This is a genomic window from Klebsiella sp. WP3-W18-ESBL-02 (assembly GCF_014168815.1).
GTDB classification, from domain to species: Bacteria; Pseudomonadota; Gammaproteobacteria; order Enterobacterales; family Enterobacteriaceae; genus Kluyvera; species Kluyvera ascorbata_B.
Window position 1 is genome coordinate 1,877,826 of sequence record NZ_AP021972.1, and the last position, 25,145, is coordinate 1,902,970.

Sequence of the window (25,145 nt, forward strand, 5' to 3'; positions counted from 1 at the left end):
TTTTCCCTCTCATCCCGACCCTTACCCCTGTGGAGGGAGGGCCTGGGTGAGGGGAATAACCGCTCAACTGCCTATTCAGGGATATACCATGACAATAGACAACCCGTTGATCTCTATCTATATGCCGACCTGGAACCGACAGCAGCTGGCGATTCGCGCCATCAAATCTGTTCTCCGTCAGGACTACCCCCATTGGGAAATGATTATCGTCGATGATTGTTCCAGCCAGTATGAGCAGCTCCAGCAATACGTTGACGGGCTAAACGATAGCCGCGTGCAGTATACGCGTAACGCTATTAACAGCGGCGCCTGCGCGGTGCGCAATCAGGCAATTTTGCAGGCCAAAGGGCAGTTTATTACCGGCATCGACGACGACGATGAGTGGACGCCGAACCGACTGTCGCTGTTCCTTGAGCATAAGCATCAGCTGATGAATCACGCGTTTTTATATGCCAATGACTACGTCTGCGAAGGCGAAGTTTACTCGCAGCCGGCCAGCCTGCCGCTGTACCCCAAGTCGCCGTTCTCCCGTCAGCTGTTCTATAAGCGCAACATCGTCGGTAATCAGGTGTTTAGCTGGGCCTGGCGTTTTAAAGAGAGCCTTTTTGATACCGAACTCAAGGCGGCGCAGGACTATGACATCTTTCTGCGCATGGTCATGGCCTACGGTGAGCCGTGGAAAATTGAAGCGGCAACGCAGATTTTGCACATTAATCACGGCGAAATGCAGATTACCTCATCGCCGAAGAAGTTCTCGGGCTACTTCCGTTTCTACCGCAAACACAAAGCCAGGTTTGACCGCGCCAGCAAGAAATATCAGCTGTTTACGCTGTATCAGATTCGTAATAAACGCATGACATGGAAAACGTTTTTGACGCTGCTGTCGGTACGTAACGGAAAGCGCTGGGTTGACGGACTGCGGAGTAAATAATGCTACTGGAAGATTTACGCGCAAACGGCTGGAGCCTGCGCCCGTGCGGCATGGTTATCGCCTATCGCATCGCCCACTTTTGCTCGGTGTGGCGCAAAAAAAACATCCTCAACAACCTGTGGGCCGCGCCGGTGCTGGTGCTGTATCGGCTGATAACCGAATGTGTGTTTGGTTACGAAATTCAGGCGGCAGCGACCATCGGCCGACGTTTCACCATCCACCATGGCTACGCGGTGGTTATCAATAAAAACGTCGTGGCCGGCGACGATTTCACCATCCGCCATGGCGTCACCCTCGGCAATCGAGGTCCGGGAAGCCTGGCCTGTCCGACGCTCGGCAACGGCGTCGAGCTGGGGGCCAACGTGGTCATCATTGGTGGCATCACCGTTGGCAATCACGTCACTATTGGCGCGGGGAGCGTCGTGCTGGACGACATTCCCGACCACGCGCTGGTTACCGGCGAAAAAGCGCGAGTCAAGGTCATCAAATGAAAATTATGCAATTTAACGTCCGCCTGGCCGAAGGCGGTGCGGCGGGCGTAGCGCTGGATTTGCATCAGCGCGCGCTGCGCCAGGGGCTGGCGTCGAAATTTATCTACGGTTACGGCAAGGGCGGCAAAAAGAGCGTGAGCCACGATTGTTATCCGCAGGTGGTCAAGCAGACCGGGCGACTAACGTCGATGGCGAACCTGGCGCTGTTCCGTTTGTTTAACCGCGATCTGTTCGGCAACCTGAACAATCTGTATCGCCAGGTGAGCGAAATCGAAGGGCCGGTGGTGCTGCATTTTCACGTGATGCACAGCTACTGGCTGAATCTGGCGGAGGTGGTGAACTTCTGCACCCGGTTGAGGGCGCATAAACGCGATGTCACGCTTATCTGGACGTTGCACGATCACTGGAGCGTTACGGGGCGCTGCGCGTTTACCGATGGCTGTGATGGCTGGAAAACCGGCTGTCAGAAGTGCCCGACGCTCGGCAACTATCCGCCGGTGAAGGTCGACCGTGCGCATCAGCAGGTAGAGGAAAAACGCCGGCTATTCCGCCAGATGCTGGCGCTCGGCTGCCGCTTTATTTCGCCCAGCCAGCACGTTGCCGATGCATTTAACGGCCTCTACGGTATCGGGCGCTGCCAGATTATTAATAACGGTATCGATGTTGCCACTGAGGCCATTCTGGCCGAGCTGACGCCGGTAAAACGCCATTCATCGCGTCCTAAAATCGCCGTGGTGGCCCACGATCTGCGTTATGACGGTAAAACGAACCAGCAGCTGGTGCGTGACATCATCGCCCTTGGCGACAAGGTCGAGGTGCATACCTTCGGCAAATTCTCGCCGTTTTCCGGCAGTAACGTGGTGAACCACGGCTTTCTGACCGATAAGCGTCAGCTAATGAGTGAACTGAATCCACTGGACGCACTGCTGTTCAGTTCGCGGGTGGATAACTACCCGCTGATTCTGTGCGAAGCACTGTCCATCGGCGTGCCGGTGATTGCCACCCACAGCGAGGCGGCAAAAGAGGTGCTGGCGAAATCCGGTGGCCGAACGGTGGATGAGACCGACGTACTGACGCTGGTGCAGCAGCCGAAAGCGGAGATCGCCGAATCCATCTTTGGCACGTCACTGGAAAACTTTAGCGCGCGCAGCCGCAAGGCCTATAGCGGACAACAGATGCTGGAGGAATATGTCTCGTTCTATCAGAGTCTGTAGCTATCTGCTGCTGCCGCTTATTTACTTGCTGGTCAACGTCAAGCTGGCACAGCTCGGGGAAAGTTTCCCGATTACCATCGTGACCTTTCTGCCGGCGCTGCTGCTGCTGTTTGTTGAGCGCATCAATCTCAAAAAGCTGATGATTGCCCTTGGTATCGGCGTCGCGCTCACGCTGTTCAACTACGCCTTTGGCCAATCGCTGGATCCCGGTAAGTACGTCACGTCGACGATGCTGTTTGTCTATATCGTGATTATCATCGGTATGGTCTGGAGCATTCGCTTTAAAACCATTTCACCGCATAACCACCGCAAAATTCTGCGCTTCTTTTACGTGGTGATTACCCTGGTGGTGATGCTGGCGGCGCTGGAGATGGCGCAGATTATTTTAACCGGCGGCAGCAGCCTGATTGCGACAATTTCCAAATATCTTATTTACAGCAATAGCTATGTTCTGAATTTTATCAAATTCGGCGGAAAGCGAACCACTGCGCTATATTTTGAACCCGCATTCTTCGCTCTGGCATTAATCTCAATTTGGCTCTGCATCAAACAGTTTGGTATCAAAACGCCAAAGTCTGATGCTATGATTATGGCAGGGATAATTCTTTCCGGGTCCTTTTCAGGGGTAATGACATTTATTCTGTTTTACCTGCTTGAGTGGGCTTTTCAGTATCTGAACAAAGAGGCGATTAAGAAAAAGTTGCCGCTGGCGATTATCTCATTAGGGGCGTTTTTTATCGGCCTGGTATTTGCGTTCCCGTATATTGCGGAACGTATTGGCGATTTGGGTACGGAAGGCTCATCGTCATATTATCGTATTATAGGTCCGCTGGTGATGGTCGGCTATTCATTAACCAGCGTTGATGGGGTTGTGCGTTTTGGTTCACTTTACGAATATGTGGCATCATTCGGAATATTTAACGGTGCGGATGTCGGTAAAACCATAGACAATGGTTTGTATCTGTTAATGATTTATTTTTCCTGGTTTGCTGTGGTATTAACTGCCGGTTATCTATATTACGTCTTTAAAATGTTCATTAACGCATTTGGGAATAATCGTAATTTTTCTGTGCAGCTGTATCTTTTTACGCCGATATCGTTGTTTTTTACCGGTTCGATATTTAGCCCGGAATATGCATTTTTAATTGTTTGTCCTTTTATTCTGCGTAAAGCGCTGAATATTGCCGACAGTCGATGAGGTGAAACATGTTGTTGAGCGTGGTAACCGTGGCGTTTCGTAACGTAGACGGAGTGGTCAAAACCTGGCGTTCGCTGGCGCATCTGGCGAACGATCCGAGCCTCACCTTTGAGTGGATTGTCGTCGACGGCGGCTCACAGGACGGGACGGCGGAATTTCTTGAGAAACGCAATGGCCAGTACCGATTACGCTACATCAGCGAGCCGGATAAAGGGCTGTACGATGCGATGAATAAAGGCATCCGCATGGCGCAGGGCAAGTTTGTTCTGTTCCTGAACTCCGGCGACAGTTTCCATCCTGACGTTTCGCAGTTTGTCCGCCAGCTGCGCGCTAAAAACGATGATGCGATGTACCTCGGCGACGCGATGCTGGACTTCGGCGACGGTCATCGTATCCGGCGCAGCGCAAAGCGCGGCTGGTACATTTATCACAGCCTACCGGCGAGCCATCAGGCGATTTTCTTCCCGCTGCGTGGCTTACAACATTATCCGTACGATGTGCAGTACCGCGTTTCTTCTGACTATGCGCTGGCTGCCCGGATGTATAAATCAGGCTATACCTTTAAGCGTATTAAAGGGCTGGTGTCCGAATTTTCCATGGGCGGTGTTTCCACCACGAATAATATGCAACTGTGCCAGGATGCCAAAAAGGTACAGCGCGATATATTGCGAATGCCGACGCTGTTGACGGAATTATCATATTTATTACGCCTGCGCACGACCGGTAAAACCAAAGCCTTATATCACAAAGCATAAGGGGTCAGGATGCAGGAATTATCAGGATTTTCAGTACCGAAAGGTTTTCGCGGTGCCGGGGGCATTAAAGTTCAAATCTGGTGGGCGGTACAGGCAACATTATTTGCGTGGTCGCCACAGATTCTGTATCGCTGGCGTGCATTTTTATTACGCCTGTTTGGCGCGAAAATAGGAAAAAACGTAGTGATTCGCCCGTCGGTGAAAATTACCTATCCGTGGAAATTAACCATTGGTGATTACGCCTGGGTGGGGGATGACGCGGTGTTATATACCCTTGGGAACATTACCCTTGGGGCGAATTCGGTCGTATCGCAAAAATGTTATTTATGCACCGGCAGTCATGATTATCAAAGCGCGCATTTTGATATTAACGCTGCGCCAATTGTGGTCGGTGAAAAATGCTGGCTGGCAACGGATGTTTTTGTCGCACCCGGTATAACGATTGGCCATGGCACGATCGTCGGTGCCCGCAGCAGTGTATTTAAATCGCTACCGGCAAATACGATTTGCCGTGGCAATCCCGCAGTGGTTACGCGTGAGCGCGTAGAGAAAGTGAATCCCTAAACGGGACAAATTGAGGAAAATAGCATGTCAAAAGTTGCACTTATTACCGGCGTAACGGGGCAAGACGGTTCTTATCTGGCGGAACTGCTGCTGGAGAAAGGCTATGAAGTTCACGGGATCAAGCGCCGTGCTTCCTCCTTTAATACCGAACGTGTCGATCACATCTATCAGGATCCGCACAGCAGTAATCCGAAGTTCCATCTGCACTACGGCGATTTAACCGACAGCTCCAACCTGACGCGTATTTTGCAAGAAGTACAGCCGGATGAAGTCTATAACCTCGGGGCGATGAGCCACGTCGCCGTGTCGTTCGAGTCTCCGGAATATACTGCCGATGTGGATGCCATGGGAACGCTGCGCCTGCTGGAGGCGATTCGCTTCCTGGGGCTGGAGAAGAAAACCCGTTTCTATCAGGCGTCAACCTCTGAGCTGTATGGCCTGGTGCAGGAAATTCCGCAGAAAGAGACCACGCCGTTTTATCCGCGCTCGCCGTATGCCGTGGCCAAACTGTATGCCTACTGGATCACCGTCAACTACCGTGAATCCTACGGCATGTACGCCTGTAACGGCATTCTGTTTAACCATGAATCTTCGCGCCGCGGCGAAACCTTCGTCACCCGCAAAATCACCCGCGCGATTGCCAACATTGCTCAGGGTCTGGAGAAGTGTCTGTACCTCGGCAACATGGATTCCCTGCGTGACTGGGGCCACGCGAAAGACTACGTCAAAATGCAGTGGATGATGCTGCAGCAGGACCATCCGGAAGATTTCGTGATTGCCACCGGCGTGCAGTATTCGGTACGTCAGTTTGTCGAAATGGCGGCGGCTCAGCTGGGCATCAAACTGCGCTTCGAAGGGAAGGGCGTTGAAGAGAAAGGCATCGTGGTTTCCGTGACTGGCCATGATGCGCCGGGCGTGAAGCCGGGTGATGTGATGGTGGCGGTCGATCCACGCTACTTCCGTCCGGCGGAAGTGGAAACCCTGCTCGGCGACCCAACCAAAGCGCATGAGAAGCTGGGCTGGAAGCCGGAAACGACCGTGCAGGAAATGGTGTCTGAAATGGTGGCTAAGGATCTTGAGGCGGCGAAGAAATACTCACTCTTAAAGTCACATGGTTATGACGTTGCGATTGCGGTAGGGAGCTGATTATGAATAAGAAACGTGTTTATATCGCTGGTCATCGCGGCATGGTGGGATCTGCTATTTATCGACAACTTTCTGAACGTGAAGATATAGAGCTTGTTGTACGCAGTCGTGAGCAACTTAATCTATTGGATACCCGCGCTGTGAATGAGTTTTTCGCGAGCGAACAGTTGGATGAAATATACCTTGCAGCGGCAAAGGTGGGTGGGATTATGGCTAATAATACTTATCCGTCAGATTTCATCTATGAAAATATGATGATGGAAAATAATATTATCCATGCGGCGCATAGTTTTAATGTTCAGAAACTTCTTTTTCTTGGTTCTTCATGTATTTATCCTAAATTTGCGGAGCAGCCGATCAAGGAGAGCGAACTTCTACAAGGAACGTTAGAACCCACAAATGAGCCTTATGCAATTGCTAAAATTGCCGGGATAAAATTATGTGAATCATACAATCGCCAATATGGTCGAGATTATCGCTCGGTGATGCCAACAAATCTGTATGGGCAAAATGATAACTTCCACTTACATAATTCTCATGTGATTCCTGCACTATTACGTCGTTTTCATGACGCGGTGTACCGTAACGATAAGACCGTGGTGGTTTGGGGAAGTGGAAAACCAATGCGTGAATTTTTGCATGTTGACGATATGGCGGCAGCAAGTATTCACGTTATGGAACTTGATGATGAAGTTTGGCAGGAACAAACAAATCCGATGTTGTCACATGTAAATGTTGGCACTGGCGAAGATTGTACGATCCGCGAACTCGCGGACACCATTGCGAAAGTAGTAGGATTTCAAGGTGAAATTAAATTTGATCCTTCTAAGCCTGATGGCACGCCACGTAAACTACTTGATGTTAGCCGTCTTAGAAAATTGGGTTGGCATCATGAGATTGCTCTTGAACAGGGGCTCATCTTAACCTACCGATGGTTCCTTGATAATCAGCATCAATTCAGGGGGGAGTAATGTTTCTTAATCCAGAAGAGTTTTCACAGGTTGTCAGTAAAACCCCTCTTATTTCAATTGATTTTATTCTTGAAAATGAACAAGGAGAATTTCTTGTTGGCCGAAGAAAAAATAGACCTGCTCAAGGGTATTGGTTTGTTCCTGGCGGTAGAGTGTTAAAAGATGAAGATCTAAGTTTTGCCTTCACTCGTCTTGCCGAAGAGGAATTAAATCAAAGATTTTCTATTTTAGATGGAAATTTTTTTGGGGTATGGCAGCATTTTTATAATGATAATTTTTCTTCTTCTGAGTTTACTACTCATTATATTGTGCTTGGCTTTCGTCTTAAAATTAATACCGGACAGAGGTACTTTCCGTCGGGTCAGCATGATTCATGGCGGTGGATGACTGCCGCAGAGTTGCTTACCGATGAGAACGTTCATGAGAATACGCGGGCCTATTTTGATAAAAATCTTCAGCATCAGGTATTTGGACTATGAAGATTCTTGTGTATGGCATCAATTATTCACCGGAACTTACTGGGATCGGCAAGTATACCGGGGAGATGGTCGAATGGATGGTAAATAAAGGGCATGATGTACGTGTTATTACAGCCCCGCCTTATTATCCAGAGTGGCGTGTACATCAGGCGTATTCTTCATGGCAGTATCGTCGCGAGGAAGGCGATTCTATTGTCTGGAGATGCCCGATTTATGTCCCGAAAAAGCTAACAATGCTGAAGCGGATGTTACATCTCAGCAGTTTTGCAGTAAGCAGCATCTTCCCATTACTGGCACAACGAGGCTGGAAACCTGACTTGATTATCGGCGTCATACCAACGTTGTTTTGTACTCCGGGGATGCGTCTTCTGGCTAAGCTAACGGGCGCGAAAACCTTATTACATATTCAGGATTATGAGGTTGACGCGATGATCGGACTGCGATTTTCAGGAAAGAGAAAGACAGGAAATATGGCACGTCTTGCCAGCGCGTTTGAACGTACTGGTTTACTTGGCGTCGATTATATTTCAACTATCTCTCATGCCATGATGAGAAAGGCACAAGATAAAGGTGTGCCGCAAGACAAAATCATTTTCTTTCCTAATTGGACTGAGGTTTCGCGCTTCCGTCAGGTTTGTTCAACCGATATTGAATCAATGAGGCAACAGCTTAATCTTCCAAAAAATAAAAAGATAATTCTTTATTCTGGAAATATCGGCGAAAAACAGGGTATGGAAATTATCGTTGAGGCTGCTGCGCGTAAGCTGGATACACCGTGGGTATTTGTTATTGTTGGTGAAGGAGGCGGTAAAAATAAAATTGAAAAAATGGTTGCTGATCGTGAATTGACAAATGTTAAATTCTATCCGCTACAACCTTATGAATTTTTACCCGCATTACTTAAAATGGCGGATTGCCATTTGATTATTCAGCGGCGAGGTGCTGCTGATGCCGTGTTACCTTCGAAATTGACCAATATTTTAGCTGTTGGCGGTAATTCTGTGATTACTGCAGAATCAGACACTGAACTTGGACTCCTTTGTCAAAAACATCCCGGTATTGCGGTGTGCGTAGAACCAGAATCCGTTGACGCGTTGATCCACGGTATCGAATTGGCATTGAAATACCCTGTAAATAATACTGTCGCTCAAGCCTATGCAGAGAATGCCTTCGATAAGGAAAGCATTCTTAATAAATTTATTTCGGATATGCAGGAATGATTATGAATCAGAATAAACTTTATCCAATTATCATTGCTGGTGGTTCCGGGAGTCGATTATGGCCATTATCCAGAACGCTATATCCCAAGCAATTTTTAAGCATTAATGGCGAGGGGTCTATGCTTCAATCGACGATCGGTCGACTGCATGGATTAGACTGCGTACCACCGTTTGTTATTTGTAATGAAAAACACCGTTTTATTGCTGCGGAGCAATTACAGAATGTAGGCCAATTAACCGGAAATGTGATTCTTGAGCCAGCAGCTCGTAATACTGCTCCAGCTATTGCTTTAGCCGCATTGATAGCGTGTAAAAACGAACCTGACCATAACCCATTGCTGCTTGTTCTTGCAGCAGACCATGTTGTGGAGGAACGAAAAGCATTTCAGGACGCAGTGAACTCTGCAATTCCATTGGCTGAAAATGGTAAATTAGTTACCTTTGGCATAGTTCCAGATGCCCCTGAAACAGGATATGGATATATTCTTCGTGGCGATGTTAATAGTACAGAAATAAACGTGGATTCTGTAGCGTTTGATGTTGCGGCTTTTGTTGAAAAACCCGATCAGAAAACGGCAGAAAGATACCTGTCAAGTGGAAATTACTATTGGAATAGCGGTATGTTTTTATTCCAGGCCAGGCGTTATCTGGAGGAGTTGGAAAAATATCGACCGGATATTTTACAGGCATGCCAGGAGGCCGTGGCTAACGCCGAAATTGATAATGACTTTATCCGCGTGGATAAAATGGCTTTTGAGATGTGCCCTGATGAATCAATCGATTATGCCGTTATGGAAAAAACGAGTGATGCTGTGGTGTTGCCTATGAACGTGGGATGGAGCGATGTCGGCTCATGGTCGTCCCTTTGGGCAATTAGCCATCATGACTCTGAGGGCAATGTCCAGCACGGCGATGTGATCAGCCATAACACCGAAAATAGCTATGTATATGCTGAGTCTGGTTTGGTAACGACCGTAGGGGTGAAAGATCTCATTGTTGTACAAACGAAAGATGCCGTATTGATTGCCAACAAAAGCGAAGTTCAGGATGTAAAAAAGATCGTTGAAAGAATCAAAGCTGAAGGCAGAAATGAGCATCATATTCACCGTGAGGTTTATCGCCCTTGGGGCAAATATGACTCGATAGATGATGGAAATCGCTACCAGGTTAAACGAATCACAGTTAAACCTGGAAGTGGCTTTGAAATGCGGATGCATCATCATCGTGCAGAGCATTGGATTATTGTGGCGGGTACAGCAGAGGTAACTATTAATAGTAGTACCCATTTATTATGTGAGAACCAATCTATTTATATCCCACAGGGAACGGCTCATTGTCTTCTTAATCCGGGTAAAGTACCCCTTGAAATGATTGAAGTTCGTTCAGGAACATATCTTGAAGAAGATGATATTGTAAGATTTTCCACGAGTGATTATCTGTAATTAAATTTGATTAAATAGTTTTTCATCTTCTCCAGAATAGTTAATTAAGTTTATGTCCATTTATACGGTTGGACAGGTGCTCTATTACCTACAAAAGGTACAACATGAAAAAATTAACCTGTTTTAAAGCCTACGACATCCGCGGCAAGCTTGGCGAAGAGCTGAATGAAGACATCGCCTGGCGCATTGGTCGCGCCTACGGTGAATACCTGAAACCGCAAACGATCGTGCTGGGCGGTGACGTGCGCCTGACCAGCGAAGCGCTGAAGCTGGCGCTGGCTAACGGCCTGCGTGATGCGGGCGTCGACGTGCTGGATATTGGCCTGTCCGGCACCGAAGAGATTTACTTTGCCACCTTCCACCTTGGCATTGACGGCGGCATTGAAGTCACCGCCAGCCATAACCCTATGGATTACAACGGGATGAAGCTGGTGCGCGAGGGCGCGCGCCCGATCAGCGGAGATACCGGCCTGCGCAACGTGCAGCGCCTGGCGGAGGCCAACGACTTTCCGCCAGTGAACCCTGCCGCGCGTGGCAGCTATCGCAAAATCGATCTGCGGGATGCCTACATTGATCACCTGCTGGGCTATATCGACGTTAAGAATCTCACCCCGCTCAAGCTGGTGGTGAATTCCGGCAACGGTGCGGCGGGCCCGGTGATTGATGCGCTGGAGGCGCGCTTCGCTGCACTCAACGTGCCGGTAAGCCTGATAAAAGTACACAACACGCCGGATGGCACCTTCCCGCACGGCATTCCTAATCCACTGCTGCCGGAATGCCGCGCCGATACCCGCGAGGCGGTGATTAAGTACGGCGCCGATATGGGCATCGCTTTTGACGGTGATTTCGACCGCTGCTTCCTGTTTGACGAAAAAGGGCAGTTTATTGAGGGCTATTACATTGTTGGCCTGCTGGCGGAAGCGTTTCTGGAGAAGCACCCCGGCGCACGGATCATTCACGACCCGCGACTGTCGTGGAACACCGTGGATGTGGTCACGGCGGCGGGCGGTACGCCGGTCATGTCGAAGACCGGCCACGCCTTTATTAAAGAACGCATGCGACAGGACGACGCAGTGTACGGCGGCGAGATGAGCGCCCATCACTACTTCCGCGACTTTGCCTACTGCGACAGCGGCATGATCCCATGGCTGCTGGTGAGCGAGCTGCTGTGCCTGAAGGGCAAAACCCTCGGCGAGCTGGTACGCGATCGCATGGCGGCGTTTCCGGCCAGCGGTGAAATCAACAGCCAACTGGTGGCACCGTCGGAAGCCATCGCCCGCGTCGAAGCGCATTTTGCCGGCAGCGCGCTGGAAATTGACCGCACCGACGGTATCAGCCTGGCGTTTGCCGACTGGCGCTTCAACCTGCGCTCCTCCAACACCGAGCCGGTGGTGCGCCTGAACGTGGAGTCCCGCGGGAATACGCCGCTGATGCAGGCGCGAACGCAGGACATTCTGGCGCTGCTTAATCAGTAATTATTGCCCCTCACTCCGACCCTCTCCCCAATGGGGCGAAGGAGAAAGCCGACTATTCCTTCTCCCTTTTGGGGAGAGGAGCAGGGTGAGGGGAAAATGACGAATAGGACCAACGATGACGACTCTAAAAAAGCGCGAACGAGCTAAAACGAATGCATCGTTAATCTCCATGGTGCAGCGTTTTTCTGACATCACCATCATGCTGGGTGGCCTGTGGCTGGTGTGCAAAGCCGTCGCGCTGCCGTTCTTGTACCTGCATCTGCTGATGGCGCTGGTGACGCTGGTCGTTTTCCAGATGATTGGCGGCATTACCGATTTCTACCGTTCGTGGCGCGGCGTGCGCATGACGACCGAACTGCTGCTGCTGCTGCAAAACTGGACGCTGAGTCTGGTGTTTGCCGCCGGGCTGCTGGCCTTTAACGATGATTTTAATACCAACTTCGGCATGTGGCTGGCGTGGTACCTGCTGAGCACCATCGGCATGCTGGCCAGCCGGGTGTTTATTCGCTACGGCGCGGGGGTGCTACGCCACCGTGGCTATAACACCCGCTATGTCGCGGTGGCGGGCGATCTGCCGGAAGGGCAGGCGCTGCTGGAGAGCTTCCGCAATCAGCCGTGGCTGGGCTACGAGGTGATTGGCAGCTATTACGATGCGAAGCCGGGCGGCGTGAATGCCGACTGGATGGGCAACCTGGCGCAGCTGCGCGACGACGCGCGTAGCGGCAAAATCCACAACGTTTATATCTCGATGGCGATGCAGGAAGAGTGCCAGATTAAGCATCTGGTGCGCGATCTGGCCGATACCACCTGCTCAGTGCTGCTGATCCCCGACGTCTTCACCTTCAACATTCTGCATTCACGGGTTGAGGTGGTGAACGGTATTCCGCTGGTACCGCTGTACGACACGCCGCTGTCCGGCGTGAACCGCCTCATCAAGCGGCTGGAGGATATTGTCCTGGCGCTGTGCATTCTGCTGCTGATTTCGCCCGCGCTGGCCTGCATTGCGCTGGCGGTGAAGCTGAGCTCGCCGGGGCCGATTATCTTCCGCCAGACTCGCTACGGCATGGACGGTAAGCCCATCAAAGTGTGGAAGTTTCGCTCCATGCGGGTGATGGAGAACGACAAGGTGGTTAAGCAGGCGACGCAAAACGACCCGCGCGTGACCCGCGTAGGCAACTTCCTGCGCCGTACTTCGCTGGATGAACTGCCGCAGTTTATCAACGTACTCACCGGCGGTATGTCCATCGTTGGCCCACGCCCACACGCGGTGGCGCATAACGAGCAGTACCGTCAGCTGATTGAAGGCTACATGCTGCGCCACAAAGTGAAGCCCGGCATTACCGGTTGGGCGCAGATCAACGGCTGGCGCGGGGAAACCGATACCCTGGAAAAAATGGAAAAACGGGTGGAGTTCGACCTTGAATACATCCGCGAGTGGAGCCTGTGGCTCGATATCAGGATTGTTTTCCTGACGGTGTTTAAAGGCTTTGTCAACAAAGCTGCCTATTGAGGACGTGACATGAGCCTGAGACAGAAAACCCTCAACGGCGCGAAGTGGTCGGCGATGGCGACGGTGGTGATTATTGGCCTGGGGCTGGCGCAGATGACCGTGCTGGCACGCTTGTTCGATGGCCACCAGTTTGGCCTGCTGACCGTGTCGCTGGTGATTATCGCGCTGGCGGACACGCTGTCGGATTTTGGCATTGCCAACTCGATTATTCAGCGCAAGGAAATCAGTCAGCTTGAGTTGACGACGCTCTACTGGCTGAACGTGGGGCTGGGGATTGTTGTGTTTGTGGCAGTATTTCTGTTAAGCGATACCATCGCCCGCCTGCTGCATAACCCGGACCTGGCACCGTTGATTAAGACGCTGTCGCTGGCGTTTGTGGTGATCCCCCACGGGCAGCAGTTCCGCGCGTTGATGCAAAAAGAGCTGGAGTTCAACAAAATTGGCTCCATTGAGACGGCGGCGGTGCTGTCTGGCTTTACCTTTACGGTCGTTAGCGCCTGTTTCTGGCCGCTGGCGATGACGGCGATCCTGGGTTACCTGGTGAACAGCGCCGTACGTACACTGCTGTTTGGCTATTTTGGCCGCAAAATCTACCGCCCGGGCCTGCATTTTTCGCTGGCCTCGGTGATGCCGAACCTGCGTTTTGGCGCGTGGCTGACGGCTGACAGCATCATCAACTACGTCAACACTAACCTTTCGACGTTGACCCTGGCGCGTATTCTTGGCGCCAGCGTCGCGGGGGGCTATAACCTGGCGTACAACGTGGCGGTGGTGCCGCCGATGAAGCTCAATCCGATCATCACCCGCGTGCTGTTCCCGGCATTTGCCAAGATTCAGGACGATACCGATAAGCTGCGGGTGAACTTCTACAAGCTGCTGTCGGTGGTGGGGATTATCAACTTCCCGGCGCTGCTGGGGCTGATGGTGGTCAGCAATAACTTTGTGCCGCTGGCGTTTGGTGAGAAATGGGCGCACATCGTGCCCATCCTTCAACTGCTGTGCATAGTGGGGCTGCTGCGCTCGGTGGGGAATCCTATTGGTTCGCTGTTGATGGCAAAAGCGCGGGTAGACATCAGCTTTAAATTCAACATCTTCAAAACCTTCCTGTTTATTCCCGCGGTGATTATCGGCGGCCAGCTTGGCGGCGCCATGGGGGTGACGCTCGGCTTCCTGCTGGTACAAATCATCAATACCATCCTCAGCTACTTCGTGATGATTAAACCGGTGCTGGGGCCGGGATACCGGGATTACCTGCTGAGCCTGTGGCTACCGTTCCGCCTCTCTTTGCCAACGCTGATAACCAGCTATGCGGTGGGCCGGGGGCTTGAGGGCAGCGTTTCGCTTTCGGCGCTGCTGGCCTTACAGGTGCTGGCGGGCGTGGCGAGCTTCGTGCTGGTCATCATGCTGTCGCGTGACAGCTTGTTGCTTGAACTTAAAAGACCGCTCTGTCGGAGCGGAAAACTGAAAACGTTATTACGCGTTCCTGATTGATTTGCTTGAACCCCTTTTGATGAGGCCATGATGAAATTACTTATTTTGGGAAACCACACCTGCGGCAACCGTGGCGATAGCGCCATTATGCGTGGCCTGCTTGACGCCATACTTCGCCAGCAACCGGACGTGGAGATGGACGTGATGAGCCGTTTCCCGATCAGTTCCTCCTGGCTGCAAGGGCGTGAGATTATCGCTGACCCGCTGTATCAGCTGAGCCAGAAGCAGCAGGCGGTGGGGGGCATGAGCGGACGGGTGAAGAAGGTGCTGCGCCGTCGTTTCCAGCACAAGATCCTGCTGGCGAAGGTGACAGGTGAAGGTAAGCTGCGCAATTTTGAGATTGCCCCGGAGTTCCATGAGTTTGTGCGTTTCCTTGACAACTATGACGCCATTATCCAGGTGGGCGGGTCGAACTATGTCGACCTCTACGGGCTGACCCACTTTGAGTACCCGCTGTGCGCGTTTATGGCAAACAAACCCATCTATATGATTGGCCACAGCGTCGGCCCTTTCCAGAATCCGGACTTTAACCAACTGGCGAACTATGTTTTTGGCCGCACCAATGCGCTGATCCTGCGTGAGACGGTAAGCCGGGAGCTGATGGCTAAAGCACAGATTGATACCCGCAAAGTGGAGCAGGGCGTAGACACCGCCTGGCTGGTGGAACATCGCAATGACAGCTTTACGCCAGACTATGCGGTGCAGCACTGGCTGAACCTGACCGCTCAGCGTAAAACCGTGGCGATTACCCTGCGCGAACTTGAGCCATTTGATAAGCGTCTGGGCACCACCCAACAGGCCTATGAGAAAGCGTTCGCCGAGGTGGTAAACCGGATAATCGCCGATGGCTATCAGGTGCTGGCGCTCTCGACCTGTACCAGTATCGACCGCTACAACCGCGATGATCGCATGGTTGCATTGCGTATGGCGCAGTACGTGAACAACCGTGAGCACTTCCATATTGCGATGGATGAACTGAACGATGTGGAAATCGGCAAGATCCTGGCTTCCTGCGAACTGACCATCGGTACCCGTCTGCATTCGGCGATTATTTCGATGAACTTTGGCACGCCGGCGATTGCGATTAACTACGAGCACAAATCCGCCGGGATTATGCAGCAGCTAGGCATGCCGGAGATGGCTATTGATATTCGTCATCTGCTGGATGGATCCATGCAGGGCGTGGTGGCTGACATGCTGAACCAGCTTCCGGCGCTGGGCGAGAAAGTTACTGCGGCGGTGGAAGGCGAGCGGCAGAAAGGCTTTGCGATGATTGAGTCCGTGCTCAACCGTATCCGGGAGGGCCGATGAAAGTCAGCTTCTTCCTGCTGAAATTCCCCCTCTCGTCAGAGACGTTTGTCTTAAACCAGATCGTGGCTTTTATTGAGATGGGCTATGAGGTGGAGATCGTCGCCTTGCAAAAAGGCGACCTGAATAATACGCATGCTGCCTACACCCAGTATCGGCTGGCGGACAAAGTCCGCTGGCTACAGGATGAGCCGCCGACGGCGCGCGAGAAACTGTGTTACCGGGCGTGCGGCACTCTGCGAGGGCTGCATCGCCCTGCCGTATGGCGGGCGTTAAATGTGCGTCGGTATGGGCAGGAAGCGCGCAATCTGATTCTTTCTTCTATATGTAGCCGCACGCCGCAGCCGTATATCGCCGATGTGTTTATCGCACATTTTGGTCCTGCGGGCGTCACGGCGGCGAAGCTACGTGAACTGGGCGTCATTCGCGGCAAGATCGCTACCGTGTTTCACGGCATTGATATTTCGAGCCGTGAGGTTTTAAACCATTACGCCGGCGAGTATCAGCAGCTGTTTCGCCGCGGCGACATGATGCTGCCCATCAGCCAGCTGTGGGCGGAGCGCCTGCGGGCGATGGGCTGCCCGGAGGAGAAAATCAGCGTTTCGCGGATGGGCGTCAATATGGATCGCTTTTCGCTAAGGCCGCTGAAAGCACCGGATGAGCGCCTGCAGATTATCTCTGTCGCCCGCTTAACCGAGAAAAAGGGGCTGCACGTGGCGATTGAAGCCTGCCGCCAGCTTAAAGCGCGGGGCGTGAATTTTCGCTACTGCATTCTGGGCATCGGGCCGTGGGAGCGGCGTCTGCGCACTTTAATCGAGCAGTACCAGCTGGAAGACCGGGTTGAGATGCCCGGGTTCAAGCCAAGCCATGAGGTTAAAGCGATGCTGGATGCCGCGGATGTCTTTCTGCTGCCTTCGGTGACCGGTGCTGACGGCGACATGGAGGGTATTCCGGTGGCACTGATGGAGGCAATGGCGGTGGGCATCCCGGTGTTGTCGACTGAACACAGCGGTATCCCGGAGCTGATTGATTCCGGCCATTCCGGCTGGCTGGTGGCGGAGAATGATGCGCAGGCGCTGGCCGATAAACTGCAGGCGTTAGGGCATATGGATACCCATAGCCTTCAGCCGGTGCTGACGCGCGCGCGGGCTAAAGTGGAAACTGAATTTAACCAGCAGGTTATCAACCGGCAGCTTGCCAGCCTGCTGCATACGCTTTGTTGAGGAGGGGCGATGCATACCTTAACCCGACGTTATTTTTTGACCGCAGGCGCAACGCTTGCCGCAGCGCTGCCGGTGCTCTCGGGGAAGAGCGCCCGGGCGGCTGAGAAGCGCACTACGGCGGATATTCGCGACTTTGTGCATGACGGTGACTGGATCCGCGCGTTTAACGCGGCTTTCAGCGCCGCCGATATCGTCAGCGTTCCTTCAGAGGTTGTCTGCGATAACATTAATACGGCGATAACTTTGCCGCCGGGGAAGACGCTGGCCATTGCCGGCGCGCTGAAGGGCAATGGGCGAGGGCGCTTTATCCTGCAAAAAGGCTGCCAGGTGATCGGCAGCGGCGAGGCGAGTCTTTATAACATCACGCTGGATATCCGCGGCGGCGATTGCACCGTTGCCGGGCTTACGATGAGCGGCTATGGGCCGGTAGCGCAGATTTTTATTGGCGGCAAAGAGAAAAACACGCTGCGCAACCTGACGCTCACCAGCCTGACCATCACGCGGGCTAATTACGGCATCCTGCGCCAGGGCTACCATAACCAGTGGCTGGATGTGAACATCACCCATTGCCGCTTTAGCTACTTACAGGGCGATGCCATTGAGTGGAATGTGGCGATCAACGACCGCAATATCCTCATTTCCGATCACGTGATTGACCATATCGACTGTACCAACGGCAAGGTGAACTGGGGTATTGGCATTGGTCTTGCTGGCAGCACCTACGACAACGGCTATCCGGAAGAGCAGGCGGTGAAGAACTTTGTCGTCGCCAACATCACCGGCAGCCACTGTCGCCAGCTGATACACGTCGAAAACGGTAAGCATTTTATTATTCGCAACGTGAAGGCCAGCAATATTACGCCAGACTTCAGTAAGCAGGCGGGAATAGATAACGCCACGGTGGCGATCTATGGATGTGATAATTTCGTTATTGATGGTGTTGATATGGTTAATAGCGCGGGAATGCTAATTGGCTATGGTGTTATCAAAGGTAACTATTTGTCGATACCACAAAACTTCCGCTTGAATAATATACAGCTGGACAACAGTCTGCTGGCTAACAACCTGCGGGGCATACAAATCTCTTCAGGCAATAACCCCTCGTTCGTCTCTCTCACCAATCTGACCATGAAACGCGCGTCGCTGGAGATTCACAACAAACCTCAGCATATTTTCCTGCGTAATATCAATGTGATGCAGGACTCAAAGCGCGGGCCGGCGCTGAGGCTCAACTTTGACTTACGTCAGGATGTGCGAGGGAAATTTATGGCGAAGCAGGATACGCTGCTGTCACTGGCCCACATCAATGCCGTTAACGAGAAGGGGCAGCCGTCGGCGGATATAGACCTTATCGACCAGCATGTTGTCAACACCGAGCGGCTGAATTTCGCACTGCCGCGCCGTTGAACGCCTTAATCCACTGAATTCTCAGATTACATCCAGGGATCTTCCCTACCCAAATCAGTACTATGACAAAACAGAGTGGATTAAACATGTTTAATCGCTATAATTCATCAACCGAATATAGGTGGACAAGATAATGGTTAATTTGAAAGCAGTCATTCCGGTAGCGGGATTGGGTATGAATATGCTACCCGCCACGAAGGCCATCCCTAAAGAGATGCTGCCGATTGTCGATAAACCGATGATACAGTACATCGTCGACGAAGTGGTTGCTGCAGGGATCAAAGAAATCGTTCTGGTCACACATGCATCGAAAAACTCGGTGGAAAACCACTTCGACACCTCGTATGAACTGGAAGCCCTGCTCGAGCAGCGCGTTAAGCGCCAGCTGCTGGCTGAAGTTCAGTCTATCTGTCCTCCTGGCGTGACTATTATGAACGTACGTCAGGCACAGCCGCTGGGCCTGGGCCACTCGATCCTCTGTGCGCACCCGATTGTCGGGGACAATCCGTTTGTGGTTGTGCTGCCGGATATTGTGCTGGATAGCGCGAGCGCAGATCCGCTTCGCTATAACCTCGCCGCGATGGTCGCGCGTTTTAACGAGACCGGGCGTAGCCAGGTGCTGGCAAAACGCATGCCGGGCGATCTCTCTGAGTATTCTGTGATCAAAACGAAAGATCCGCTGGAGTCAGAGGGTAAAGTTAGCCGTATCGTTGATTTTATTGAAAAACCCGATCAGCCGCAGGAGCTGGACTCTGATCTGATGGCCGTGGGCCGCTATGTGCTGTCTGCCGATATCTGGCCGGAGCTGGCGAAGACCGTTCCGGGGGCGTGGGGCCGTATTCAACTGACGGACGCTATCGCCGAGCTGGCGAAGAAACAGTCTGTTGATGCCATGCTGATGACGGGCGAGAGCTACGACTGCGGCAAGAAGATGGGGTATATGCAGGCGTTTGTGCAGTATGGGCTGCGGAATTTGAAGGAAGGGGCGAAGTTCAGGAAGTCGATTGAGGCTTTACTCGTGAAATAAGATGCCTCGAAGGTAAAATTAGCTGCGAATAAAAATAACGGTGGTGGACATTCTTAGCCAGATTCTAATTAGCAAGGGATGTAACTGCCGTTTTTAATTAGTAACAAGCAAATCATGTTAGTTTGTCATTTAATGACGTAAGTTGACGACATTTCATACAAAATCAGATGACAATCAACGACGTATTTTAGCTTAGTGATAAAATCGTCAGAGTTACAATACATTTCAAAAATTCTAGTGTTCTGGTAGCTGTTGAGCCAGGGGCGGTAGCGTGCCCATTTCTCGTGAGCTGCAGTTCAGATAGCTGTGAAATATTAAGGAATTAAAATGTTACTTCCAGTGATTATGGCCGGTGGTACCGGTAGTCGTTTGTGGCCGATGTCACGAGAGCTGTACCCGAAGCAGTTTCTGCGCTTGTACGGAAAACAATCAATGCTTCAGGAAACGGTACTCCGCCTGGACGATGTTGATGCCCTGGAACCTGTGGTTATCTGTAACGAAGAACACCGTTTTCTGGTGGCAGAGCAGTTACGACAACTCAATAAGTTATCGCAGAATATCATCTTAGAACCTGTGGGTAGAAATACAGCACCGGCAATCGCATTAGCCGCGTTGAATGCAATTACGACAAATGAGGATCCAATACTCCTGGTTTTAGCTGCCGATCACATCATTAATAATAAAGCAGCGTTTCATCAGGCGGTTGAATCAGCATTAACATTCGCTAATCGTGGACAACTAGTGACGTTTGGTATTGTACCGACTGGCGCTGAAACCGGTTATGGATACATCCAGCGTGGCCAGCAAGAAGTCATTAATAATGATGTAGCGTACCAGGTTAGTCGTTTTGTTGAAAAACCCAATAAAGAAACCGCTGAAGAATACGTTGCCTCAGGGGAATATTATTGGAACAGTGGTATGTTTATGTTCCGCGCCAAACGCTATCTCGAAGAACTAGAGAAATTCCGCCCTGACATTCTTAATGCTTGCAAAGCGGCAATTAAGAAAGGAAAGGATGGCGATGAGTTTATCAAAATTGATAAAGAGCTTTTTATTGCGTGCCCTGATGATTCGATCGATTACGCCGTAATGGAAAAAACGACCGATGCAGTTGTTGTCGGTTTGGATGCTGAATGGAGTGATGTTGGTTCCTGGTCCGCACTTTGGGAAGTGAGTCCTAAGGATAGTAAGGGAAATGTACTTACAGGTGACACATATCTTCATAATGCGAATAACTGCTACATCAATACTGATGAAAAACTCGTTGCAGCTGTAGGTGTAGATAATCTGGTTATCATAAATACAAAAGATGCAGTGTTAGTTGTAGATAAAAATCAGGTTCAGGATGTTAAAAAAGTTGTTGAGTATTTAAAAGCGAATTGCCGTAGTGAATATAAACGCCACCGTGAAATTTATCGCCCATGGGGACGGTGCGATGTCGTTGTTCAGACCGAGCGTTTTAATGTAAACCGAATTACGGTCAAACCCGGTGCGGCTTTTTCGATGCAAATGCACCACCATCGTACTGAACACTGGGTCGTATTATCCGGGACCGGTGAAGTTACAATTAAAGACCAAAAATTCTTGTTAACTGAAAACCAGTCCACCTTTATTCCTATTGGGGCACACCATCGTCTCGAGAATCCAGGCAAAATACCATTAGAATTACTCGAAATTCAGTCCGGTTCTTATTTGGGCGATGATGACATTATTCGTATTAAAGACCAATATGGTCGTTGCTAATATTTTAAGGTAATTGAGGTTTATGTCTACATTAACTTGTTTTAAAGCCTATGACATCCGTGGAAAATTAGGTGAAGAATTAAATGAAGATATTGCATATCGTATTGGTCGTGCATACGGTGAATTTTTAAAGCCAAAAACTATTGTTGTTGGTGGCGATGTGCGTTTAACCAGCGAAAGTCTTAAAACCGCACTGGCGAACGGCCTGATGGATGCGGGTACGGATGTAATTGATATCGGCTTAAGTGGTACTGAGGAGATATATTTTGCAACCTTCCATCTGGGCATCGATGGTGGTATTGAGGTCACTGCAAGCCATAATCCAATGGATTACAATGGGATGAAACTTGTTCGTGAAAACGCAAAACCAATCAGTGGAGATACTGGCCTGCGCGATGTACAGCGTCTCGCTGAGGCTAATAATTTCTCTGAAGTGATACCTCATCAGCGTGGCAGCTATAAGCACATCTCAATTCTGGATGCATATGTTGATCACTTAATGGGTTACATTGATTTTGCAAATTTCACTCGCCCAATGAAACTAGTGGTCAATTCCGGAAACGGAGCAGCAGGTCATGTTATTGATGCAATTGAAAAACGCTTCAATGATGCCAGGATTCCCGTAACCTTTATTAAGGTCCACCATCAGCCCGATGGTACTTTTCCTAATGGAATACCTAACCCTCTCTTACCTGAATGTCGACAGGATACCTCTGATGCAGTGAAAGATAATAATGCTGATTTTGGTATTGCATTTGATGGTGATTTCGATCGTTGCTTCCTGTTTGACGGTGAAGGCCAATTTATTGAAGGTTACTATATTGTTGGTTTATTAGGAGAAGCTTTCTTAAAAAAAGAACCCGGGGCTAAGATAATTCATGACCCACGTCTAACATGGAATACAATTGATATTGTTAAGAAGGCTGGTGGTATTCCTGTAATGTCGAAAACTGGTCACGCATTTATTAAAGAACGCATGCGCAAAGAGGATGCAATTTATGGAGGTGAAATGAGTGCTCATCATTACTTCCGCGATTTTGCGTATTGCGACAGTGGCATGATTCCATGGTTACTAGTTGCTGAAATGTTGTGTGTCATGAATCAGTCTTTGTCAGATTTAGTATCTTCACGCATGCAGGCATTTCCTGCATCTGGTGAGATCAATCGCAAACTCGAAAACGCAGATCGTGTTATTGATCTTATCCGACAGAAATATGAACCAAATTCCATCGTTGTTGATACTACTGATGGCGTAAGCATTGAATACAATGATTGGCGTTTTAATGTCCGAACGTCAAACACAGAGCCAGTGGTTAGGCTTAATGTAGAATCGAAAGCGGATGCACAATTGATGCAAACCAAAACTAATGAAATACTAACATTATTGAGCGAGTGATCTGTGACATCAATGTTTTCCGCAATCTATCGATATCGCGGCTTTATTATTGATAGCATAAAAAGGGATTTTCAATCTCGCTATCAAACCAGTTTTTTAGGTGCTGCATGGTTAGTTTTACAACCAATTGCAATGATATCGGTATATACACTTATATTTTCAGAATTGATGAGGGCAAAATTTTCAGGAGGTGGAGGGCAGTATGCATATAGCATATACCTTTGCTCAGGAGTTTTGACATGGGGACTTTTTTCCGAAACTTTAACAAATTTAGTTAATGTATTCATCAATAATTCGAATATTTTAAAGAAAATAAATTTTCCTAAAATATGTTTGCCTATTATTGTTTCAGCATCTGCATTTCTAAATTTTCTAATTATATTCTCTTTATTTCTTATTTTCTTGGTTGCTACAGGTAGTTTTCCCGGCTGGGTGATACTATCAATCATCCCTGTCCTATTTATACAAATGATTTTCACTGTAGGTTTAGGCATGTTATTGGGGGTGATGAATGTCTTTGTTCGTGATATTGGGCAGTTTATTATTATACTAACACAATTCTGGTTTTGGTTTACTCCTATTGTTTATGTAAGTAATATCATACCAGATTGGGCAAGGAAATTATTAATCCTGAACCCAATGGCTGTTCTAATCGAAGCCTATCAACAAATTCTTCTTTTTCAGCAACAACCTGATTGGCTAAAAATACTTCCTGTTGGAGTTGTCTCTGCGTTAATTTTTATATTTGCATGGAAGATTTTTAGAAAACATTCGGCTGATATTGTTGACGAGATTTGACATGAGTATAATTGTAAGTAATGTCGGGAAAGCATATAAATACTATAATTCCAAATGGAAGCGATTAGTTGAGAAACTAGGCCCGGGGAATCGGGTACTACACTCAAAAAAGTGGGTTCTTAAAGATATTTCGTTCACGATTAATCCCGGTGAGTCAGTGGGGATTGTTGGGGTCAATGGCGCAGGAAAAAGCACGCTTTTAAAACTGTTGACAGGGACTACGCAACCGACTGAAGGATCAATAACTACCGTTGGGCGCGTTGCGGCATTATTAGAACTTGGCATGGGTTTTCACCCGGATTTTACTGGCCGTCAAAATGTGTATATGTCTGGCCTTATGATGGGATTGACTCGATACCAAGTTACGCAACTTATGCCCGAGATTGAGGCATTTGCTGATATTGGACATTACATCGACCAGCCTGTACGTGTGTATTCCAGCGGCATGCAAATGCGTCTTGCGTTTGCAGTTGCTACTGCATCCAGACCTGATATTTTAATCGTTGATGAAGCATTATCGGTAGGTGATTCTCGATTTCAGGCTAAATGTTTTGCGAGGATAGCTGAGTTCAAAAAGGCAGGTACCACGCTTCTGCTTGTTTCTCACAGTGCAAGTGATATTGTTCGACACTGTGATAGGGGTATCTTCCTGAAAAACGGGCATATTGAACTAGATGGTTCATCTCGAGACGTGACAAATCGCTATATGGATGAATTATTTGGAAAGTCTGATGATTCAAATCTTGATTTATCTGAATCACCGAGGATTGAATCACAAAAGGCTGAATCGCAAAAGGCTGAATCGCAAAAGGCTGAATCAGATTTTAATGAATTTGATCCTGCTGGGGTAGCGGATCTATACCATACGCGCATCGGATATCGCCCGGAGGAATACCGCTGGGGTCAGGGCGGGGCTAGAATTATCGACTATATAATCCGAGTAAACAATAAATATTACCCCACTAGTATTGAAAGTAATCAGCATACTGATTTCATTATAAAAGTTATTTTTGATGAGTCATTTGATAATGTTGTACCGGGTATTTTGATTAAGACACTTGATGGATTATTTCTATATGGAACGAATTCATTTCTTGCATCATCAGGTCGTGAAAGCTGCTCAGTACAACGCGGTGACGTAAAAATATTTAAGTTCAGTTTCCCTCTCAATTTAAACAGCGGAGATTATATGCTGTCATTTGGGGTTTCTGCCGGAGATCCCCGGGGGGAAATGGTTCCTCTAGACCGTCGTTATGATTCGATTATTTTGCATATCAACAAGAAGATGGAGTTCTGGGGTGTTGTCGACCTAAAATCTTCTTTTTCTTGTTGTAATTAAGCCGGAGATGTAATTAG

Annotated in this window: 22 protein-coding genes; all 22 read left to right on the plus strand. The window is 49.6% G+C overall.

All coding sequences use genetic code 11. The features are described from left to right. Window positions 1–88 precede the first annotated feature (88 nt). The 22 genes from wcaA (at window position 89) to H7R56_RS08890 (ending at window position 25,128) form a co-directional block, all read left to right on the plus strand. On the plus strand, window positions 89–931 hold the full coding sequence (wcaA, locus tag H7R56_RS08785) for a colanic acid biosynthesis glycosyltransferase WcaA (RefSeq protein WP_106929517.1): 843 nt from the start codon (window positions 89–91) through the stop codon (window positions 929–931). Beyond that, window positions 931–1,422: a colanic acid biosynthesis acetyltransferase WcaB gene (gene wcaB, locus H7R56_RS08790; protein WP_106929519.1), complete on the plus strand. Its 492-nt coding sequence runs from the start codon at window positions 931–933 to the stop codon at window positions 1,420–1,422. The genes wcaA and wcaB overlap by 1 nt, the downstream gene beginning before the upstream one ends. After that, window positions 1,419–2,636, plus strand: a complete 1,218-nt coding sequence (gene wcaC, locus H7R56_RS08795) for a colanic acid biosynthesis glycosyltransferase WcaC (RefSeq protein WP_106929521.1) — start codon at window positions 1,419–1,421, stop codon at window positions 2,634–2,636. The genes wcaB and wcaC overlap by 4 nt, the downstream gene beginning before the upstream one ends. Continuing rightward, window positions 2,611–3,834, plus strand: a complete 1,224-nt coding sequence (wcaD, locus tag H7R56_RS08800; protein WP_106929523.1) for a colanic acid polymerase WcaD — start codon at window positions 2,611–2,613, stop codon at window positions 3,832–3,834. The genes wcaC and wcaD overlap by 26 nt, the downstream gene beginning before the upstream one ends. Window positions 3,835–3,842: 8 nt before the next feature. Further along, window positions 3,843–4,589 (plus strand): colanic acid biosynthesis glycosyltransferase WcaE, encoded by a 747-nt coding sequence (gene wcaE, locus H7R56_RS08805; RefSeq protein WP_106929525.1) that lies wholly within the window; start codon window positions 3,843–3,845, stop codon window positions 4,587–4,589. A 9-nt stretch (window positions 4,590–4,598) separates the two neighbouring features. Next, on the plus strand, window positions 4,599–5,153 hold the full coding sequence (gene wcaF / locus H7R56_RS08810) for a colanic acid biosynthesis acetyltransferase WcaF (RefSeq protein WP_106929527.1): 555 nt from the start codon (window positions 4,599–4,601) through the stop codon (window positions 5,151–5,153). A gap of 24 nt (window positions 5,154–5,177) precedes the next feature. Continuing rightward, complete coding sequence (gene gmd, locus H7R56_RS08815) at window positions 5,178–6,299, plus strand: GDP-mannose 4,6-dehydratase (RefSeq protein ID WP_106929528.1); 1,122 nt, start codon at window positions 5,178–5,180, stop codon at window positions 6,297–6,299. Window positions 6,300–6,301: 2 nt separating this feature from the next. Then, window positions 6,302–7,270 carry a GDP-L-fucose synthase gene (fcl, locus tag H7R56_RS08820; protein ID WP_106929530.1) on the plus strand — a complete coding sequence of 323 codons (969 nt, stop codon included), beginning with the start codon at window positions 6,302–6,304 and terminating at the stop codon, window positions 7,268–7,270. Continuing rightward, a complete protein-coding gene (locus H7R56_RS08825; RefSeq protein ID WP_106929532.1) occupies window positions 7,270–7,749 on the plus strand; it encodes a GDP-mannose mannosyl hydrolase in 480 nt (159 codons plus the stop codon). The genes fcl and H7R56_RS08825 overlap by 1 nt, the downstream gene beginning before the upstream one ends. Next, window positions 7,746–8,969: a WcaI family glycosyltransferase gene (locus tag H7R56_RS08830; RefSeq protein WP_106929534.1), complete on the plus strand. Its 1,224-nt coding sequence runs from the start codon at window positions 7,746–7,748 to the stop codon at window positions 8,967–8,969. The genes H7R56_RS08825 and H7R56_RS08830 overlap by 4 nt, the downstream gene beginning before the upstream one ends. 2 nt (window positions 8,970–8,971) lie before the next feature. Next, window positions 8,972–10,411 (plus strand): mannose-1-phosphate guanylyltransferase/mannose-6-phosphate isomerase, encoded by a 1,440-nt coding sequence (locus H7R56_RS08835; RefSeq protein WP_106929536.1) that lies wholly within the window; start codon window positions 8,972–8,974, stop codon window positions 10,409–10,411. A gap of 104 nt (window positions 10,412–10,515) precedes the next feature. Further along, window positions 10,516–11,886: a colanic acid biosynthesis phosphomannomutase CpsG gene (gene cpsG, locus H7R56_RS08840; protein ID WP_106929538.1), complete on the plus strand. Its 1,371-nt coding sequence runs from the start codon at window positions 10,516–10,518 to the stop codon at window positions 11,884–11,886. Window positions 11,887–12,001: 115 nt separating this feature from the next. Next, window positions 12,002–13,396: an undecaprenyl-phosphate glucose phosphotransferase gene (wcaJ, locus tag H7R56_RS08845; protein ID WP_106929540.1), complete on the plus strand. Its 1,395-nt coding sequence runs from the start codon at window positions 12,002–12,004 to the stop codon at window positions 13,394–13,396. A gap of 9 nt (window positions 13,397–13,405) precedes the next feature. Next, entirely contained in the window at window positions 13,406–14,887 is a 1,482-nt protein-coding gene (locus H7R56_RS08850; RefSeq protein ID WP_106929542.1) for an MOP flippase family protein, read from the plus strand. A 30-nt stretch (window positions 14,888–14,917) separates the two neighbouring features. Further along, complete coding sequence (wcaK, locus tag H7R56_RS08855) at window positions 14,918–16,198, plus strand: colanic acid biosynthesis pyruvyl transferase WcaK (protein WP_106929544.1); 1,281 nt, start codon at window positions 14,918–14,920, stop codon at window positions 16,196–16,198. Continuing rightward, complete coding sequence (wcaL, locus tag H7R56_RS08860) at window positions 16,195–17,418, plus strand: colanic acid biosynthesis glycosyltransferase WcaL (RefSeq protein ID WP_106929546.1); 1,224 nt, start codon at window positions 16,195–16,197, stop codon at window positions 17,416–17,418. The genes wcaK and wcaL overlap by 4 nt, the downstream gene beginning before the upstream one ends. Window positions 17,419–17,427: 9 nt before the next feature. Then, window positions 17,428–18,825, plus strand: coding sequence for a colanic acid biosynthesis protein WcaM (wcaM, locus tag H7R56_RS08865; protein WP_106929548.1), 1,398 nt, complete (start codon window positions 17,428–17,430; stop codon window positions 18,823–18,825). Between the two features lie 133 nt (window positions 18,826–18,958). Further along, window positions 18,959–19,852 (plus strand): UTP--glucose-1-phosphate uridylyltransferase GalF, encoded by an 894-nt coding sequence (gene galF / locus H7R56_RS08870; protein ID WP_106929550.1) that lies wholly within the window; start codon window positions 18,959–18,961, stop codon window positions 19,850–19,852. Between the two features lie 327 nt (window positions 19,853–20,179). After that, window positions 20,180–21,595 carry a mannose-1-phosphate guanylyltransferase/mannose-6-phosphate isomerase gene (locus tag H7R56_RS08875; protein ID WP_106929552.1) on the plus strand — a complete coding sequence of 472 codons (1,416 nt, stop codon included), beginning with the start codon at window positions 20,180–20,182 and terminating at the stop codon, window positions 21,593–21,595. A gap of 22 nt (window positions 21,596–21,617) precedes the next feature. Continuing rightward, window positions 21,618–22,991, plus strand: a complete 1,374-nt coding sequence (gene cpsG / locus H7R56_RS08880) for a phosphomannomutase CpsG (protein ID WP_106929554.1) — start codon at window positions 21,618–21,620, stop codon at window positions 22,989–22,991. 12 nt (window positions 22,992–23,003) lie between these two features. Then, entirely contained in the window at window positions 23,004–23,789 is a 786-nt protein-coding gene (locus H7R56_RS08885; protein ID WP_106929556.1) for an ABC transporter permease, read from the plus strand. A gap of 1 nt (window position 23,790) precedes the next feature. Then, window positions 23,791–25,128, plus strand: coding sequence for an ABC transporter ATP-binding protein (locus H7R56_RS08890; protein ID WP_106929558.1), 1,338 nt, complete (start codon window positions 23,791–23,793; stop codon window positions 25,126–25,128). The last annotated feature ends 17 nt before the right edge of the window (window positions 25,129–25,145 follow it).